The sequence below is a fragment of the Bacteroides sp. MSK.20.12 genome (assembly GCF_019052435.1).
Lineage (GTDB): Bacteria > Bacteroidota > Bacteroidia > Bacteroidales > Bacteroidaceae > Bacteroides > Bacteroides xylanisolvens.
The window spans coordinates 78,046-95,023 of record NZ_JAHQVH010000011.1 but is presented as its reverse complement, the minus strand read 5'-3'; the positions used below and the strand labels follow the sequence as shown (position 1 = coordinate 95,023).

Annotated in this window: 12 protein-coding genes and 1 pseudogene; 11 read left to right on the top strand and 2 right to left on the bottom strand. The window is 38.5% G+C overall.

The features are described 5' to 3' along the window. Positions 1-129: 129 nt before the first annotated feature. The 3 genes from KTR06_RS08240 to KTR06_RS08230 are packed head-to-tail and all read left to right on the top strand — an operon-like array spanning position 130 to position 2,553. Positions 130-1,047: a YitT family protein gene (locus KTR06_RS08240; protein ID WP_004314158.1), complete on the top strand. Its 918-nt coding sequence runs from the start codon at positions 130-132 to the stop codon at positions 1,045-1,047. Positions 1,048-1,097: 50 nt separating this feature from the next. Continuing rightward, the gene (locus KTR06_RS08235) at positions 1,098-1,679 is read left to right on the top strand and encodes a non-canonical purine NTP diphosphatase (RefSeq protein WP_004314157.1); all 582 of its coding nucleotides are present in this window, start codon (positions 1,098-1,100) and stop codon (positions 1,677-1,679) included. Positions 1,680-1,710: 31 nt separating this feature from the next. Beyond that, complete coding sequence (locus tag KTR06_RS08230; protein ID WP_008641420.1) at positions 1,711-2,553, top strand: OmpA family protein; 843 nt, start codon at positions 1,711-1,713, stop codon at positions 2,551-2,553. 144 nt (positions 2,554-2,697) lie between these two features. On the opposite strand, the gene nadA is transcribed toward KTR06_RS08230, so the two are convergent. Beyond that, complete coding sequence (nadA, locus tag KTR06_RS08225) at positions 2,698-3,636, bottom strand: quinolinate synthase NadA (RefSeq protein ID WP_217290193.1); 939 nt, start codon at positions 3,634-3,636, stop codon at positions 2,698-2,700. A 501-nt stretch (positions 3,637-4,137) separates the two neighbouring features. Here nadA and KTR06_RS08220 point away from each other — a divergent pair. Continuing rightward, on the top strand, positions 4,138-4,665 hold the full coding sequence (locus KTR06_RS08220; RefSeq protein WP_195402011.1) for an RNA methyltransferase: 528 nt from the start codon (positions 4,138-4,140) through the stop codon (positions 4,663-4,665). 360 nt (positions 4,666-5,025) lie between these two features. Here the strand turns inward: KTR06_RS08220 and KTR06_RS08215 are convergent, their stop codons facing one another. Then, on the bottom strand, positions 5,026-5,604 hold the full coding sequence (locus KTR06_RS08215) for a DUF4294 domain-containing protein (RefSeq protein WP_004308443.1): 579 nt from the start codon (positions 5,602-5,604) through the stop codon (positions 5,026-5,028). A gap of 144 nt (positions 5,605-5,748) precedes the next feature. Here KTR06_RS08215 and KTR06_RS08210 point away from each other — a divergent pair, with 144 nt between their 5' ends. The 7 genes and pseudogenes from KTR06_RS08210 to KTR06_RS08180 all read left to right on the top strand — a co-directional run bounded on the left by KTR06_RS08210 (position 5,749) and on the right by KTR06_RS08180 (position 16,969). Further along, positions 5,749-7,797, top strand: coding sequence for a helix-hairpin-helix domain-containing protein (locus tag KTR06_RS08210; protein WP_151923896.1), 2,049 nt, complete (start codon positions 5,749-5,751; stop codon positions 7,795-7,797). A gap of 43 nt (positions 7,798-7,840) precedes the next feature. Next, positions 7,841-8,350 carry a sigma-70 family RNA polymerase sigma factor gene (locus tag KTR06_RS08205; protein WP_004316100.1) on the top strand — a complete coding sequence of 170 codons (510 nt, stop codon included), beginning with the start codon at positions 7,841-7,843 and terminating at the stop codon, positions 8,348-8,350. A gap of 31 nt (positions 8,351-8,381) precedes the next feature. After that, positions 8,382-9,558 (top strand): annotated as a pseudogene (locus tag KTR06_RS08200) (FecR family protein). Positions 9,559-9,691: 133 nt separating this feature from the next. Then, entirely contained in the window at positions 9,692-13,045 is a 3,354-nt protein-coding gene (locus tag KTR06_RS08195) for a SusC/RagA family TonB-linked outer membrane protein (RefSeq protein ID WP_074637961.1), read from the top strand. A 16-nt stretch (positions 13,046-13,061) separates the two neighbouring features. After that, positions 13,062-14,585: a RagB/SusD family nutrient uptake outer membrane protein gene (locus KTR06_RS08190; RefSeq protein ID WP_004316103.1), complete on the top strand. Its 1,524-nt coding sequence runs from the start codon at positions 13,062-13,064 to the stop codon at positions 14,583-14,585. A 9-nt stretch (positions 14,586-14,594) separates the two neighbouring features. Next, the gene (locus KTR06_RS08185) at positions 14,595-15,278 is read left to right on the top strand and encodes a DUF4843 domain-containing protein (protein ID WP_004316104.1); all 684 of its coding nucleotides are present in this window, start codon (positions 14,595-14,597) and stop codon (positions 15,276-15,278) included. A gap of 17 nt (positions 15,279-15,295) precedes the next feature. After that, positions 15,296-16,969 carry a PKD-like family lipoprotein gene (locus tag KTR06_RS08180; protein ID WP_217290192.1) on the top strand — a complete coding sequence of 558 codons (1,674 nt, stop codon included), beginning with the start codon at positions 15,296-15,298 and terminating at the stop codon, positions 16,967-16,969. Positions 16,970-16,978: the final 9 nt, after the last annotated feature.

The following is a 16,978-nucleotide window of genomic DNA, read 5'->3' as shown; positions in this document are numbered from 1 at the left end:
TATAAAACAATAAGTATAAAACAATAAGTATTAAGTAATAAGTATTAAGTATTATCCGTAGTCGTTTTCCAAATATATCCGCCAGGTTAATACTTAACACTTATTACTTAATACTTGAACTTAAAATCCATGCATAAACTGACAAAAGCGGAAATAATGAGAGAAGTGAAAGATTATATCTACATCACTCTCGGATTGATAAGCTATTCTTTGGGATGGGCAGCATTCCTGTTACCTTATCAGATAACTACCGGAGGAACTACCGGTATCGGGGCTATTATCTATTATGCAACAGGATTCCCAATCCAATGGTCATACTTCATCATTAATGCAGTTCTGATGACCTTCGCAATCCGGGTATTAGGTCCAAAATTTAGTATAAAAACCACTTATGCTATTTTTACGCTGACTTTTCTGCTTTGGTTATTCCAGTTGGTGGTGAACAATTACGTAGAAGCACCGGATATGACGCCGGACGGCAAGCCGCTATTGCTTGGTACAGGACAGGACTTCATGGCTTGTATTATCGGTGCAGCCATGTGTGGTGTAGGCCTCGGTATCACTTTCAACTACAATGGAAGTACGGGCGGAACAGATATTATCGCGGCCATCGTCAATAAATACAAAGATGTATCACTTGGACGAATGATTATGATATGTGATGTATTCATTATCAGCTCCTGTTACTTTATATTTCATGATTGGCGCCGGGTTATTTTCGGTTTTGTCACCCTGTTTATTATTGGTGTTGTGCTCGACTGGATTATCAACAGTGCTCGTCAATCGGTTCAATTCTTCATCTTCTCCAAGAAATATGATGAAATAGCCGACCGTATCATTAAAGACGCCGACCGGGGAGTAACGGTACTCGACGGTACGGGATGGTACAGTAAAAACAATGTGAAAGTATTAGTAGTACTTGCCAAGAAACGTCAGTCACTCGAAATTTTCCGTTTGGTAAAACGCATTGATCCGAATGCTTTTATCTCTCAAAGTTCCGTTATCGGTGTGTATGGCGAAGGATTCGATAAGCTAAAAGTGAAATAAGAACCGGTTGATAAGTAGTGAACAACCCTGTTAAAACAAAAAATAAGATGATGAAACGCAAACTTGTATTTGCTACCAATAATGCTCATAAACTGGAAGAAGTGGCCGCTATCCTGGGAGATCAAGTAGAATTATTAAGTCTCAATGATATCGGTTGCCAAACGGATATTCCCGAAACTGCTGAAACACTGGAAGGAAATGCGTTATTAAAATCTTCCTATATCTACAAAAACTATCATCTGGATTGTTTTGCCGATGATACGGGATTGGAAGTGGAAGCCTTGAACGGAGCTCCCGGAGTCTATTCCGCCCGCTATGCAGGAGGTGAAGGACACGACGCCCAGGCAAATATGCTCAAACTTCTTCACGAACTGGACGGAAAGGAAAACCGTAAAGCGCAATTTCGCACCGCTATTTCGTTGATACTGGACGGAAAGGAGTATCTCTTTGAAGGAGTGATAAAAGGCGAAATAATCAAAGAAAAACGTGGTGATTCCGGATTTGGCTACGATCCTGTATTCATGCCTGAAGGTTACGACCGGACTTTTGCCGAATTGGGAAATGATATCAAGAACCAAATCAGCCATCGTGCACTGGCTGTACAGAAACTTTGTGAGTTTCTGCAAAGCTGATTATACATACCCACTTAAAATATAAAACACAATGAAGAAAATTACTTTATTTACTTTACTTACGCTCCTATTGTGTACTTCGTGTGTAACAAAAAAGAAGTTCATGCTTGCAGAAATGGCAGCCACCGCAAGCAAAGACAGTCTGCAAGGGTTGTTGAATAACTCCCGCGAAGTTGGTAACCAGCTATCGGCACAAGTCAAAAACCTCTTGCGTGATACGACCAAGATGGGGAACAGTATCCGTCAGTATCAGAGTATGTTGAATGTCAACATGACCGAACAGGAAAAACTGAATGCGCTGTTGAGCCAGAAGAAAAATGAGCTGAACGAAAGAGAACGCACGATCAATGAATTGCAGGACATGATTAAGGCACAGAATGATAAGGTACAAAATCTCTTGAGTAATGTAAAAGATGCATTACTTGGTTTTAGTACTGACGAGCTGACCGTCCGCGAGAAAGACGGAAAAGTATATGTAGCGATGTCCGACAAATTATTATTCCAGTCAGGAAGTGCCCGCCTAGATAAACGTGGAGAGGAAGCTCTCGGCAAACTGGCCGAAGTATTGAACAAACAGACGGACATCGACGTATTTATCGAAGGACATACGGACAACAAACCGATCAATACTGTACAATTCAAAGATAACTGGGATTTGAGTGTGATCCGTGCCACTTCCGTAGTTCGTATCCTCATCAAGAATTACAATGTAAATCCTTTACAGATTCAGCCTAGCGGCCGCGGTGAATATATGCCTGTTGATGATAACGAAACAATAGAAGGAAGAAGCAAGAATCGCCGTACGGAGATTATCATGGCTCCGAAACTGGATAAGTTGTTCCAGATGCTTCAAAGTTCGGAAGAATCCAAATAAAAAATAATTGATTCAATAATCAACAATAAAAAATCCTCTCGGTTAATAAACTGGGAGGATTTTTTTATCTTTAAAGAATTGAATTATTTTAAGACAGTTTCTAACTGTTATTCATTCAAGAACAATAATAAAAACCAAATTTCTTTATAATCCCAACTTAGCCGAAATCTCCAACATTCGTTGAATCGGCTTCACTGCCTTCTTAGCCACCTCCGGATCTACCGTAATTTCCGGTGCTTCATTCTTCAGACACTCATAGAGCTTCTCTAACGTATTCAACCGCATGAAGCTACACTCATTACATCCACACGTACTATCGTTCGGAGGAGCAGGGATAAACGTTGTCTGCGGACACTTCTTTTGCATCTCATGCAAGATTCCCGATTCAGTAGCCACAATATACATGTTTCCCGGGTGGTTCACGGCATACTTCAACAAAGCAGCTGTAGATCCTACCACATCAGCCAGTTTCAATACTGTACTCTTACATTCGGGATGTGCCAAGACCAACGCTTCCGGATGCTGCGCTTTCAATTCCACAATCTTTTCAACCGAGAACTGTTCATGCACGTGACAGGCTCCGTCCCAAAGAAGCATATTCCTGTTCGTAACAGAGTTGATATAATTACCCAAATTCCTATCCGGACCAAAGATTATTTTCTCATCTTTGGGGAAGCTTTCCACGATCTGCTTCGCATTGGTGGAAGTCACCACCACATCTGTCACTGCTTTCACGGCAGCTGTTGTGTTGACGTACGAAATAACGGTGTATCCCGGGTGTTCTTCGACAAACTGTGCAAACTGATCTGCCGGACAACTGTCCGCCAACGAACAACCTGCCGCCATGTCGGGTACCAACACTTTCTTGTCCGGACAAAGCACTTTTGCCGTTTCCCCCATAAAGTGAACGCCACACATCACAATAATGTCCGCTTCCGTTTTGGCTGCCCATTGAGCCAATGCCAAACTGTCGCCAACGTAATCGGCGATGTCTTGTATTTCCCCCTTCTGGTAGTAGTGTCCCAGAATGATTGCATTCTTTTCTTTCTTTAGCTCGTTAATAGCCTTTATGAGTTCATTCATAATAATATTCTTATTTCTTTCCTTTTAAAAAAAATCCTTTGTTAGTGATGATAGCCTGTTAATAATGTTAGCAAATAAATACGATTTTTCTTGCCGGATAAGTTATTAGTCCATACTTCTGCTTTATGAGTCGGTTATGAACTGATATAAAGGGCAAGATATCCTATCCTACTTGCTTCATTATCAATGAAAGCATCGTTAAATGCCGTCAAATGGAAGTTTGCTATTAACTCCCTGTTGATAAAGTGCAAAGTTAAAAACTTTATGGATATAAACAGGCAGATAAGTGCTGAAAAATATGTTTATGTCTGTGTAGAAAGTTTTGGGTTAGTTTTTTGGAATGTTCATAATGAAGGCCTCTTATATCTTCTTTTGAATAATGCAAGAATTATTTTTCAAAATCTTTGCCGATAGTTTTGACAGGTTTTAAACCGTTATCAACACCTTGTTAACTGAAAAGAATTACCTTTGTGGACAAGAACATAATAAAATAAAAGACGTATGCGTAAACTGAAAATAACAGAACTGAACCGTATCAGTGCCGAAGAGTTTAAACAAGTTGAAAAACTGCCTCTGGTAGTAGTGCTGGATGATATTCGTAGTTTGCACAATATAGGTTCTGTGTTCCGTACTTCGGATGCTTTCCGTATTGAATGTATCTATCTGTGTGGTATAACAGCTACCCCACCGCACCCTGAAATACATAAGACTGCGCTGGGTGCAGAATTCACTGTCGACTGGAAGTATGTTAATAACGCTGTTGATGCTGTTGATAACCTCAAAAACGAAGGGTATATCGTTTATTCTGTAGAACAGGCGGAAGGAAGCATCATGCTTGATGAACTCCAGCTGGATAAAACTAAGAAGTATGCTATCGTTATGGGAAACGAAGTGAAAGGGGTACAGCAGGAGGTTATTAACCATTCGGATGGCTGTATAGAGATTCCTCAATATGGTACAAAACATTCGTTGAATGTTTCCGTAACTACTGGTATTGTAATTTGGGATTTATTCAAAAAGTTACACTAATAGTCATAATACAGGATTGGTTAATAAGTTGTTTATAACGAGTTAATAGCTTAGTTAATTCATTCATAATCAATAACTATGTTCTGTTTATAACTATATGGAGCCATGTTGATTCTATGGGTGTTGGGTAATTATTATTATAGTTGTTGATAGTTCGTTTTCAGGCTGTTAATACTTGAGTTGTCAGGTATTAACAGCCTATATGATATGTATTAATAGCTGGGAACTCAAGTATTAACTTCTGAGAAACCGGAAATTAATACCTTGCAGGAAGCTTGTTAATTCTTGAAATGATAACTAGTATGGTTGAGTAGTGATCAATTAGTTTATAAAGTTTATAAACTTATAAGCTGATTGATTTTAGATCTGTCCGTTCTCCACCATCAACACTACACGTTCCGTTAGTTTGTCTTCCCCTTGCGGATCATATTCTTTTTTCAGGCTGGCACCGAACAATGCAGCAAAAGTCTGATAGAATCCCGCTTTGAAAGGTCCCATAAATGCTTTCACTAGTTCATAACTGGTTGAATTGCTTTGGCGGTCTATTAATTTAATCAATAGTTTCCCCTGTGCAAACGAGAGTTTTTTCATTCGGGGAGTATATTGATCTTTCAAGCCTTTTTCAACCCGTTTGATATGTTTTTGGCGGGCTTTCTCATTGGGCAAAGTCTGAAGATATTCGTAAGTTTCAATGATGGCCTGGTTAATTTCTCTGGAGATAGGATATACCTTTTTCACATTGCGAATCAGTCGGTAATATTCCTGACGTTCCTTTTCATTTTTGAATTTCAACGGACGGAAAATATACACAGTTCTTAACTGGACACATGGAATGGTATCTCCATTGTAGATACACATCGGAACCAAATATCCATTGATGCTTTGTTTATCTTGAGCTTGCAGGCGCAACGAACAACAAACAATAGCAAACAGCGTCATTACTACTATGTTAAGCCTTCTTTTCACGATACAAAAATAGAATTAAAATTTTATTATTCAGACATTTCTCTTCGATGTTAACCTATTTAAAGTATCTTTGCGGCCTTATCTGTTAAAAAGCAGGAAGAATAAACCATTTTATTGATGAAAACTATTCAACTTTTACGGTTGATAAGTATTATAAACAGCCTGTTAATAATTCCTGCTTGTAGTGCTCAAAACCCTTCCGAAAGTCTTTTAGAAGATGTTCTTGAAGATTTATCTGTTAATAACGGAACTGATAACTCTGTTAATACTCCTAATTGGGAAAATGAATTGGAAGAACTTTCCAATCGTATGCAGGAACCAGTTAATTTGAATGTTGCTACCCGTGAACAACTCGAACAGTTTCCTTTCCTTAGTGATATTCAGATTGAACATCTGCTGGCCTACATCTATATACACGGACAGATGAAAACCATCTATGAACTTCAACTGGTAGAAGAGATAGATAGGCAAACAATCCAGTATTTACTACCTTTTGTCTGTATAAAAGCTATTAACAATGAACCTGCTTTTCGGTGGAAAAGTCTGTTGAAAAGCGCAGCAAAGTATGGAAAGAATGAGCTGTTAACTCGCTTTGATATACCATTTTATAGGCGAAAAGGTTATGAACATACCTATTTAGGACCTTCTGTTTATAACTCTGTGAAATACAGTTTCCGATACAGTGACCGACTCTATGCAGGAGTCGTTGCTGAAAAAGATGCCGGAGAACCTTTTGGAGCTTTACACAATCGCTACGGCTACGATTATTATTCCTTTTATCTGTTATTAAAAAATTGTGGACGATTAAAAGCATTAGCTGTTGGTAACTATCGGCTTAGTTTCGGACAAGGATTAGTGATTAGCACTGATTATCTGATGGGAAAAACAATCTACGCCTCTTCTTTCAACAGCCGTAGTAGCGGGATAAAGAAACATTCTTCTACCGACGAATACAACTATTTCCGAGGAGTAGCTGCCACTGTTTCTTTAGCAAAAGATTGGGATCTTTCCGGTTTCTATTCACACCGTTCATTAGATGGAGTAATCACTGACGGAGAAATCACCTCTATCTATAAAACCGGACTGCACCGAAGTCAAAAAGAAGCGGATAAAAAGAACCTATTCACCATGCAATTAACAGGTGGACACGTGAGTTATCAACACAACCGTATTCGACTGGGTATCACCGGTATTTACTACCTTTTCAACCGACCATACGAACCGGAATTAACAGGCTATTCCAAATACAATCTTCATGGAAACAACTTCTATAATCTGGGGATTGATTATGCTTACCGCTGGCATCGTTTTTCTTTTCAAGGAGAGACGGCCATCGGAAAACAAGGTTGGGCCTCTTTGAACCGTTTGCAATATTCACCGGTTCAAAACACTCAAATCATGTTGATACACCGGTTTTATTCTTATAACTATTGGGCCATGTTTGCCCATTCTTTTGGTGAAGGAAGTACGACACAAAATGAACAGGGATATTATATCGGCATGGAGACTTCTCCTTTTGCCTATTGGAAATTCTTCGCCTCATTCGATTTATTTTCTTTTCCGTGGAAAAAATACAGAGTAAATAAACCCTCTCGCGGAACAGACGGATTGCTTCAAGCCACTTTCACTCCACGCAGCTATCTATCCATGTATCTGAAGTACCGCTATAAACGCAAAGAACGGGATTGGACAGGTAGTAAAGGATCACTAACACTTCCTATTTTTCACCATCAACTTCGTTATCGTTTGAACTATTCTTTAGGAGATGTGTTAAGCAGTCGTACAACTTTAGATTATAATCATTTTCATTCTCAGGACAGAGCTGCTAATATAGGATATCAGGTTACACAAATGATATCCTCCCAACTGCCTTGGGCCAGGCTGTTTGCTGACGTTCAGGGCAGTTACTTTTTTACAGAGGATTATGATTCGCGCGTATATGCTTCGGAAAGCGGATTGCTTTATACGTTCTACACACCGTCCTTCCAAGGTCGTGGATTTCGCTGTAGCGTCCGTCTCAGATATGAACTGAATAAGCACTGGTTGTTCATAACCAAGTTTGGCGAAACAGTCTATTTAGATCGGAATGAGATCGGTTCGGGCAATGATTTGATCTGTGGAAATAAAAAAGCAGATGTGCAAATGCAACTGCGTATTAAGTTTTAATGTATATTTGTCTGCCAAAAATAATAGAAGAATACGATATTAAATGGATGACAGGGCTACTTTTGACAAAATGTTTAATGAATGGTATGCACAGTTTGTATATTTTGCATATTATTTTATAAATGACGCTGAGGTATGCAGAGATATCGTAAGTGATGCTTTTGAGTATTTGTGGCGTAATTATGAAAAGATAGAAGAGGCGACGGCTAAAACTTATCTTTATACAATCATTCGTACACGTTGCATTGACTATCTTCGCAAGCAAAATATCCATGAAGAATATGTAGAGTTTACTTCGCAATTAACTGATAAAATGATAGAAAGCGATTCGCAACATTCTGATTCTCGTGTTTTGCGTATTCGTAAAGCTATGGAAAAGTTGACTCCTTATAATTATCATATATTGGAAGCATGCTATATTCATAATAAGAAATATAAAGAAGTGGCCGAAGAATTGAATGTAAGTGTTGCGGCTATTCATAAGAATATAGTAAAGGCTTTGCGTATTCTTCGCGAAGAATTGGGTCAAGAGGGTAACCGGAATAGACTTTAAAACGTAAATATATATATTGAATACATTATTTATGGATGAAAAGAATATAAATATAAGTAAGTCGGAAGAAGAACTCCTGGAAATTATGGAGAATCGTTCTCATATAACTACTGATCAATTGCATAATTTGAAAGAAGATGAGGAGTGCTTGCAGGCATATTCTGATTTGGCAGAAATTGTGATAGAAATGCAGAAAAAACAAAATATGCTGGCAATTGATGTCCGGAATGAATTGGCAGATTTTCATAATAAACATTCTAAAAACGATCGAAGAAAAAATACGCGGATACTGTTGTGGGCCAGTGCCACGGGTGTAGCGGCGACTGTTGTCATAATTTTAGTTTTGCGTGCAATGATGATTTCGTCGCAACCGGAAATCATTCAAGTGTTTCAAGCCAATCATGTTGCCCAAGAAGTCACTTTACAAGTGAATGATGAGAAGGAAATAAAACCACTAAAAGAAGTGGTAGAATCTCTTTCGTTCCTCTACTGCACAGTTGTCTTCTAAAGAAATAGATTATAGTCGTGCTCTTCTTCAGACAGAAACCAAGGAAGTAGGAAAGCAGAAAGTACAGATACATAGATTAAGTATTCCTAGGGGAGAGACATTCAAAGTCGTTTTATCTGATGGGACTGAAGTTTTCTTGAATTCGGATAGTCGTCTGGCTTACCCTACGGTTTTTAAAGGAAAAGAAAGAGTCGTCTCTTTGGAAGGTGAAGCTTATTTTAAAGTTACTAAAGATGCAAAACATCCTTTTATTGTGAAAAGTGGAAATCTACAGGTTCGCGTATTAGGAACGGAATTTAATGTGCGTAGCTACTCTCCTATTGATGTCCGTGTTACGCTCATTACAGGAAAAGTGGCTGTTAGCGATACTTGTGGAATTCATAGTGTTGAAATGATGCCGGGACAAAGTGCACAGCTTTCTTCTGACGGAACGTTTGCTGTGAACGAGGTGGACATTGAATCATTTTTATATTGGAAGGAAGGATTTTTCTATTTTGACGATGTTGCCCTGGTTGACATGATGAAAGAAATAGGGCGTTGGTATAATATAGATATTGAGTTCCGCAATAGCAAAATTATGGATCTTCGTATGCATTTCTTTGCAAATCGTCACCAAGACATCTTTCACTTGATTGAATTATTGAATCGAATGGAGAGGATACATGCTCATTTTGAAACAGGAAAACTAATTATTGAATAAAAAACGAGCAAAAAGTCATAAATCTGAATAGAAATATATATTTCTGAAAAATAAATTCTTTTAAGGGTAACCATTCTTTTTTAAACTTCGTATATAATTAAAAGAATGAAATATTATTTAACTATTCGGGCTTATGAAAAAGAATCAAGCACAAAAGTTCATTGTCTTGTTCTTGTTTTTCCTTTTTGCCTATTCATGGCGTGTTGAAGCGCAAACAGGTAAGGAAAAGCAAATAACAATGGAGTTTAAAAATGAAGGATTACCCTCTATTTTTAAACGTTTTGAAAAAGTATCGGGATATAAAGTTCTTTTTATCTACGATGAAATCAGTTCTTATACTTCTACCGGAAAAGTAGAAAAAGCTACAGTCGATGAAGCATTGAAAGTGATTATCGGGAAAAATCCGTTGAAATACCACATTGACGGACAATTCATCAATATCACAAAAGAGGATTCTAAAAAGTTTTTTTCACAAGTAAAAGGAAAAGTTTTTTCCGAGGAAGACGGACTTCCTGTTATCGGTGCCACTATTATCGTAGAAGATGCCAATAATATTAGGGCTATCACGGACAATAATGGTAATTTTCAGCTTTCTAATGTTTCGAAAGATAGTCGGGTTAGAATATCGTATGTAGGTTTGGAGACTCAGTTCTTGAATCCTTCATCCTATATGTCGGTAGTGATGAAGTCTGATACAAAAGCACTCGATGAAGTGGTGGTGACAGGTATGTTTAATAGAAAGAAAGAGGGATTCACTGGTTCTGCTGTTACTATCAAGGGTGAAGAACTGAAAAAGTATAGTACGAATAATGTGGCTAAAGCGATAGCTGCTGTCGCTCCCGGGCTTCGTATCATGGATAATATCAATATGGGGTCTAATCCGAATAATCTGCCTGATATGCGTATGCGTGGCGGTGCAAATATGGATTTGAATGCACAGGCTACGGTAGATTTAAATTCTGCCAGTAATGATGTGCTGGCAGTTCAGGGCGAATATGAGACCTATGCCAATCAACCGCTGCTTATCATGGACGGATTTGAAATCAGTATACAGACACTTGCTGATATGGATCCCGACCGTGTTGCTTCCATCGTTGTGTTGAAAGATGCGGCAGCTACGGCTATTTATGGTTCGCGTGCGGCAAATGGAGTAATTGTTATCGAAAGCAAGACTCCCAAACCGGGACGGATTTGGGTGACTTATGGTGGGGAACTTCGTATTGAAGCTCCGGATATGACCGGGTATAACTTGATGAATGCAAGAGAGAAGATAGATGCAGAGTTGCAAAGCGGACTTTATACATACGGCGGCGAAACAGTTGAAAAATGGCAGCTCTATCAATCTAAATTGCGTGAAGTGCTGGCAGGAGTAAATACTTATTGGCTGGACAAGCCTTTGCAAACAGCTTTCCAACAACGACATACAGTTACGCTGGAAGGTGGTGATGAAGCCTTACGCTATCGGATGTATGTCGGATATAATAGTTCTCCGGGTGTGATGAAAGACAGCAAACGTGATGTACTGACCGGTTCACTTGATTTTCAGTATCGTCTGAAAAAGGTGTTGTTAAAGAATAGTATTACGTTGGATAATTCGGTGGCTAATGAGTCTCCGTGGGGAAGTTTTAGTGAATATACCCGCTTGAATCCTTATCTGCGTCCGTATGGAGAGAACGGAGAAATACAAAAACGGCTTGATAATTTCGAAGGAGTGGGTGGTGAGTCGAGCTACCTGAATCCGATGTATAATACAACATTCAACAGTAAAGACCAAAGTAAAAACTTTACAGTACGTGAACTTTTCAAGGTGGAATATAATCCTACTAATGAATTACGGTTTGAAGGAGCTTTTAATCTGTCCAAGAGCGTAGGACATCGTGATATTTTTCGTCCTGCACAACATACGCTTTTTGATAATGTGACTGATCCTACCTTAAGAGGTGATTATCGCAGAAGTCAGAGTGAAGCTGTCAATTGGGGCATAGATTTAACAGGAAGCTGGAATAAGCAACTGGAAGATCACTACCTGACTGCTAATGCACGTATGAGTGTATTGGAGAATAACTCGGAAACCTATGGAAACTATGTAACCGGTTTTCCGAATGATAATATGGATAACTTGCTATTTGGTAAGAAATATAATGAAAAAGTGACAGGAGATGAGAGGACAACACGCTCCATTGGTTGGGTGGCTGCGGGAGGCTATTCTTATAAATATAAGTATTCGTTCGACTTTAATATACGCTTGGACGGTTCATCACAGTTTGGAAAAAATAACCGTTGGGCTCCTTTCTGGTCAACCGGATTACGTTGGGATTTGAAAAAAGAGAACTTTTTGAAAGATGTATCTTTTATTTCCGATTTCATTTTGAGGGGTACATACGGTACGACCGGTTCCCAAGGTTTTGATCCTTATCAGGCACATGGTTATTATACATATTCCAATTTACTGCTTCCTTATTACTCGTCGGATGCAACAGGTTCGGAAATCTTGGCTATGCATAATGAAAGTTTAAAATGGCAGACTACAAAAAGTACTAATCTTGCCTTGGAACTCGGGTTTTTCGATCAGCGTTTTACTGCACGTGTGGAATATTATCGGAAAATAACAGATAATATGGTTGCCAATATAAGTCTTGCTCCTTCTCTTGGTTTCAGCAGTTATCCGGAAAATCTGGGAAAGATAGAGAATAAGGGTTGGGAAATTTCTCTCTCGGCTATTCCTTATAAAAACACTGCTAAACAAGCTTATTGGACAATTACAGTAAACGGTTCTCATAATACTGACAAACTATTGAAAATATCGGAAGCGATGAAATACAGAAATGATAAAAGTGCATCAGATTTAAAAGATACGCCGTTGCCACGTTATGAAGAAGGTGAATCTCTTTCCCGTATCTGGGTAGTACGTTCATTAGGTATTGATCCGGCTTCCGGAGATGAAATATTATTGAAACGTAACGGGGAGATGACGAGTGCCGTTAACTGGAGTGCGAATGATGTAGTACCTATTGGTAATACAGAACCTAAATGGCAAGGATATATTAATTCTTCCTTTACATACAGAGGTTGGGGAGCAGATGTCAGCTTCAGGTATCAGTTTGGCGGTCAGGTATATAATCAGACCTTGCTTGACAAGGTGGAAAATGCTAATTTGAAATATAATGTAGATCGACGGGTAACTCAGCTACGTTGGGCGAAACCGGGTGATAAGGCACAGTTCCGTATTCTTAATCCTAACGGTTTGGAAACGAAAGCCACTTCCCGGTTTATAATGGATGAAAATATATTCCAGGGAAGTTCGTTGTCTGTTTACTATCGTATGGATCGTACTAATACAAAATTTATTAGTCATTGGGGATTGAGTTCCGCTAAAGTGACGTTTAATATGGAAGACTTTTTCTATTGGTCTACAGTGAAACGCGAAAGAGGTTTGTACTATCCGTATTCCCGTCAGTTTACATTTGCTCTGAATGTTGCTTTCTAATTAAAAACCTATTTGTATGAAACAGATAATATATATACTATTAACAACAACAATGCTGGGACTTATGTCTTGCAGCGACTGGTTGGATGTATCTCCGAAGACTTCTATTCCTACCGACAAGCAATTTGAGTCGGAATCAGGATTTAAGGATGCGCTTACAGGTATTTATTTGAAGTTGGGAACCACGACATTATATGCCGGAGACTTGACTTATGCTTATTTGGATGAGTTGGCAGGATTATATTCCGATTATCCGGGGTATAATACAAATGCTGTTTTCGACCAAAGTATCGTGTTCGATTATGAGAACATGTTTTTGAGTAAGAAGAATGGGATTTACTCAACGATGTATAACATCATAGCCAATATTAATAACTTCTTGGAGTACGTAGACAAAAATAAAGATGTTTTAGTTACCGAACGCTATTATGAAACTATGAAGGGAGAGGCACTCGGGCTTCGCGCTTTTCTTCACTTTGATTTGTTGCGTATGTTCGGTCCTGTTTATAAAGAACATCCTGCATCCAAAGCTATACCCTACCGTATTGCTTTTGATAAGGATGCCACTCCTGTTTTACCAGCCAGCGAAGTGGTTGACGCTATTCTCAAAGATTTGAATGACGCTGAAAAATTACTGAAAGAGAGTGATCCTCTTGATTTCTTTACCGATCAGACGGATGAAGATTTTATAGATAAAAATCATTTTCTTGTCAATCGTGAGTTTCGTATGAATCTATATGCGGTTAAAGCTATGCTGGCTCGTGTATATTGTTACAAAGGTGATGCGGAAAGTAAAGGATTGGCCACAGAGTACGCTAAACAAGTGATTGCTGCCTCTAAGTATTTTACATTGTATAAATCGCAGACTGCTTCCAATTACAATTCCATACGCTACGCAGAGCAAATCTTTGGAATAACAGTCAATGAATTCTCCAATTTGCTTATTGGAAATTATATGGATATGGAGAATACCAATACTCAGCAACATTTCTATCTGGATGGAGATAAATTTAAATTCTTCTATGAAACTGCCGATGCAGGGAATACTGACTGGAGAAAAAATACGGAAATGTTTGAGGTTATTAATGGGGCAAGTCGGACAGATGTTTTTTGTAGAAAATATAATCAGAAACCTTTGAATGGCGGATATGCTTATTCCGGTGCTGACGCTATCCCTTTGATACGCTTACCCGAAATGTATTATATTGTAGCAGAATGTGTTCCTTCTGCATCGGAAAGTGCTGACGCGTTAAATACCGTACGTTTTGCACGTGGTATCTCTTATAGTGATGAAATACCGACTACCGGATATGATGACCTTGATAATACTTCGGAAGAAGACAAAAACCAGACTAAACGTATTAATGAGATAATGAAAGAATATAGAAAAGAATATTTCGCGGAAGGTCAACTTTTCTATTTCTTGAAAGCGCATAATTATAGCACTTATTATGGTTGTGGGATTGAAACGATGACTGAAGCCCATTATCAGATGACGTTGCCGGATGACGAGTATATTTTTGGAAACAACTCTAAATGATGAAGCATTATGAAACGTATTATATATTTTGTTTTAGCTATTCTTGTTTGCGGCATTTATGTAGGATGCAGTGAAAACGAGATAGACTTATATGACCAGACACCTCGTATCAATTTCTATGGTAGCACTACGCATGTCCGTACTTTGGTTGATACGGATTATGTGAAGAAAGAACCTTATGCTGTAGACAGTTTCGAGGTAAGAATACAAGGAGATTTTTTGAAAGAGAATCGTGATTTCTGTGTGAAAGTAACTCCGAATAATGATTATCAGAATTCAGTGGATGTATTATTGGAAAGCAAGTATACATATACTGACCTTGATACAGTTTGCCAGATATTCTATTATAAAATAAATCGTCCGAAAGTAGAGGCAGGTAGAAATGTTTATGGTTGTTATCTGGAGTTTGATTTGAATAACCCTCTTCATCAGTTTGATAAAGGTCTGGTAGAAAAGAATCAAATCGTTTTAAATGTCAGATGGGAGTTGAAACCGACCGAATGGAGTGATTATGTGGGATTTGGCAGTTATAGCGATGCTAAATATATGTTTATTATGGATGTATGTCAACGTGTATGGGATGATTTGGAAGATGAAGATATTGATGTAATCAAGCAAGCTTATAGAGAATATAAGGAGGAGGGAAATCCACCGATTTTAGGTGAAGAGGGTGATGAAATAGAATATGAATAAGATTAAAAAGAAACGTTATGAGGAAATATATCATCTGTATAGTAAGTTTTATCGGAGCGGCTTTATTGCAAACAGGCTGTTACGATGACAAGGGAGATTACGATTATCATGATGTAAATACGATGGATATCGTAATACCTGAAACGAAGGTACGTATGCCTAAAGAGGAAGCAGTCGAAGTTTCAATTATACCCGAGATTTCTCAGACTTTGGAGCAAAATGAGAAAAACCTTGTATTTCAATGGAAGAAAACAATCGAAGGAAAGAAAGCGGGGTCGGACAGACTTAGTGATTATAAAGATTATTCCGTAGGCAAAGAATGTAAAGTAACAGTCGAGCCTTATGAATCCGAAAATATAGGTTTGATGTTGGTCATTACGGATAAAAAGAATGGAACAACCTGGTATCAGATAGGTGAAGTTGCAATTATTCGTCCTTTAAATCCTTGCTGGTTTGTATTGCAGGAAAAAGAAGGAAAGGGAGTATTAGGAGCGATAGAGGGTACTCCGGAAGGATATTATGTTTATCCGGATGTTTTTAAATCAGAATTGAATCAGTCATTTCCGTTAGAAGGAAAACCTTTGGCGGTAAGTGCAAGAAAAAACTATGGAGATTCGTTTTTAAGTAGTATGCTGGGTTTTTTTGGTTTTAAAGTAAGTCCGGCGTTAATGGTGGTAACCGATCGGGACTTGGCCTTGTTGACTCCAAGTACTTTAATAACGAGATATCCATCGAATAAAATACTTTTTGAACCGACTGGAAAAGGGGAACCGTTGAATATCGAGCTCTATAAGATGAGTACTCATGGTGAATTGTTTGTGAATAGTGGAAAAGCATATTGTGCTCCTATGGATGGATTTTGTGTACCATTCTCAGTAAAAAAGGAAAGTGAGTTTCCCGCCATTTCCGCTTATGGTTCGTATGGAGGAGGCTATTTGTTTTTTGATTCTGAAAATCATCGTTTTCTTGCTTCCTCTATTCTGGGTTTTAGCGATTATATGGTACCGAATTCGGCTACTCAAGATATACGTAATTATGGAACTAAATGGACTGATCAGAAACCTGTCAGGACATATTTAATGTCGTCTGATGAATCAAATGTCTTTGATCCAAATAAGATTGATCCGTCTTTAGAAGTGCATGACATTGTTACGGGAGGAAACGGGGGAAATTTTGCTTATGCAATTGCTGCTCCCCATAACGGAAAAGAGCTGACTGTGTTTAAATTCAGTGCGCAAGATGAAGATCCGATTTGTGCTGCCCGGTATGCGATTGCTTTACCGTCCGAAGTAAATGTAGAAACAGCAAAATTTGCAGCTTCTTACGCGTATACGGCAAACCTTATATTTATGACATCGGGTAATAAATTATATCGCATTGATCTTGACCGCGGAAGAGCAATTGAACTTTATACTTATGAAACTGATCCGTCAGCACAGATAGTTAGTTTAAAATTTAAGGACCCTGAAAGTGTGAGAGAGGAAGATGACGATGAGGAAACGGGCGAATATAAGGAGAAACTAGGTATGTCTCTCGGGTTGGGTATCAATACTGCTGACAAAGGTGTAGTTGTAGAATTGCAATTGACAGTGGCGGGCGATGTAGCTCGTGAAGAAAACAGCATTTGTGTTTACGAAGATCCCGATCAGCCTATTGGGAAGATTGTTGATATTAGCTATAATTATGAATAGTATAAACCG

Coding starts and splice junctions, on each gene's coding strand:
- KTR06_RS08240 (WP_004314158.1), top strand. CDS start 130: ATGCATAAACTGACAAAAGCGGAAATAATGAGAGAAGTGAAAGATTAT.
- KTR06_RS08235 (WP_004314157.1), top strand. CDS start 1,098: ATGAAACGCAAACTTGTATTTGCTACCAATAATGCTCATAAACTGGAA.
- KTR06_RS08230 (WP_008641420.1), top strand. CDS start 1,711: ATGAAGAAAATTACTTTATTTACTTTACTTACGCTCCTATTGTGTACT.
- nadA (WP_217290193.1), bottom strand. CDS start 3,636: ATGAATGAACTCATAAAGGCTATTAACGAGCTAAAGAAAGAAAAGAAT.
- KTR06_RS08220 (WP_195402011.1), top strand. CDS start 4,138: ATGCGTAAACTGAAAATAACAGAACTGAACCGTATCAGTGCCGAAGAG.
- KTR06_RS08215 (WP_004308443.1), bottom strand. CDS start 5,604: ATGACGCTGTTTGCTATTGTTTGTTGTTCGTTGCGCCTGCAAGCTCAA.
- KTR06_RS08210 (WP_151923896.1), top strand. CDS start 5,749: ATGAAAACTATTCAACTTTTACGGTTGATAAGTATTATAAACAGCCTG.
- KTR06_RS08205 (WP_004316100.1), top strand. CDS start 7,841: ATGGATGACAGGGCTACTTTTGACAAAATGTTTAATGAATGGTATGCA.
- KTR06_RS08195 (WP_074637961.1), top strand. CDS start 9,692: ATGAAAAAGAATCAAGCACAAAAGTTCATTGTCTTGTTCTTGTTTTTC.
- KTR06_RS08190 (WP_004316103.1), top strand. CDS start 13,062: ATGAAACAGATAATATATATACTATTAACAACAACAATGCTGGGACTT.
- KTR06_RS08185 (WP_004316104.1), top strand. CDS start 14,595: ATGAAACGTATTATATATTTTGTTTTAGCTATTCTTGTTTGCGGCATT.
- KTR06_RS08180 (WP_217290192.1), top strand. CDS start 15,296: ATGAGGAAATATATCATCTGTATAGTAAGTTTTATCGGAGCGGCTTTA.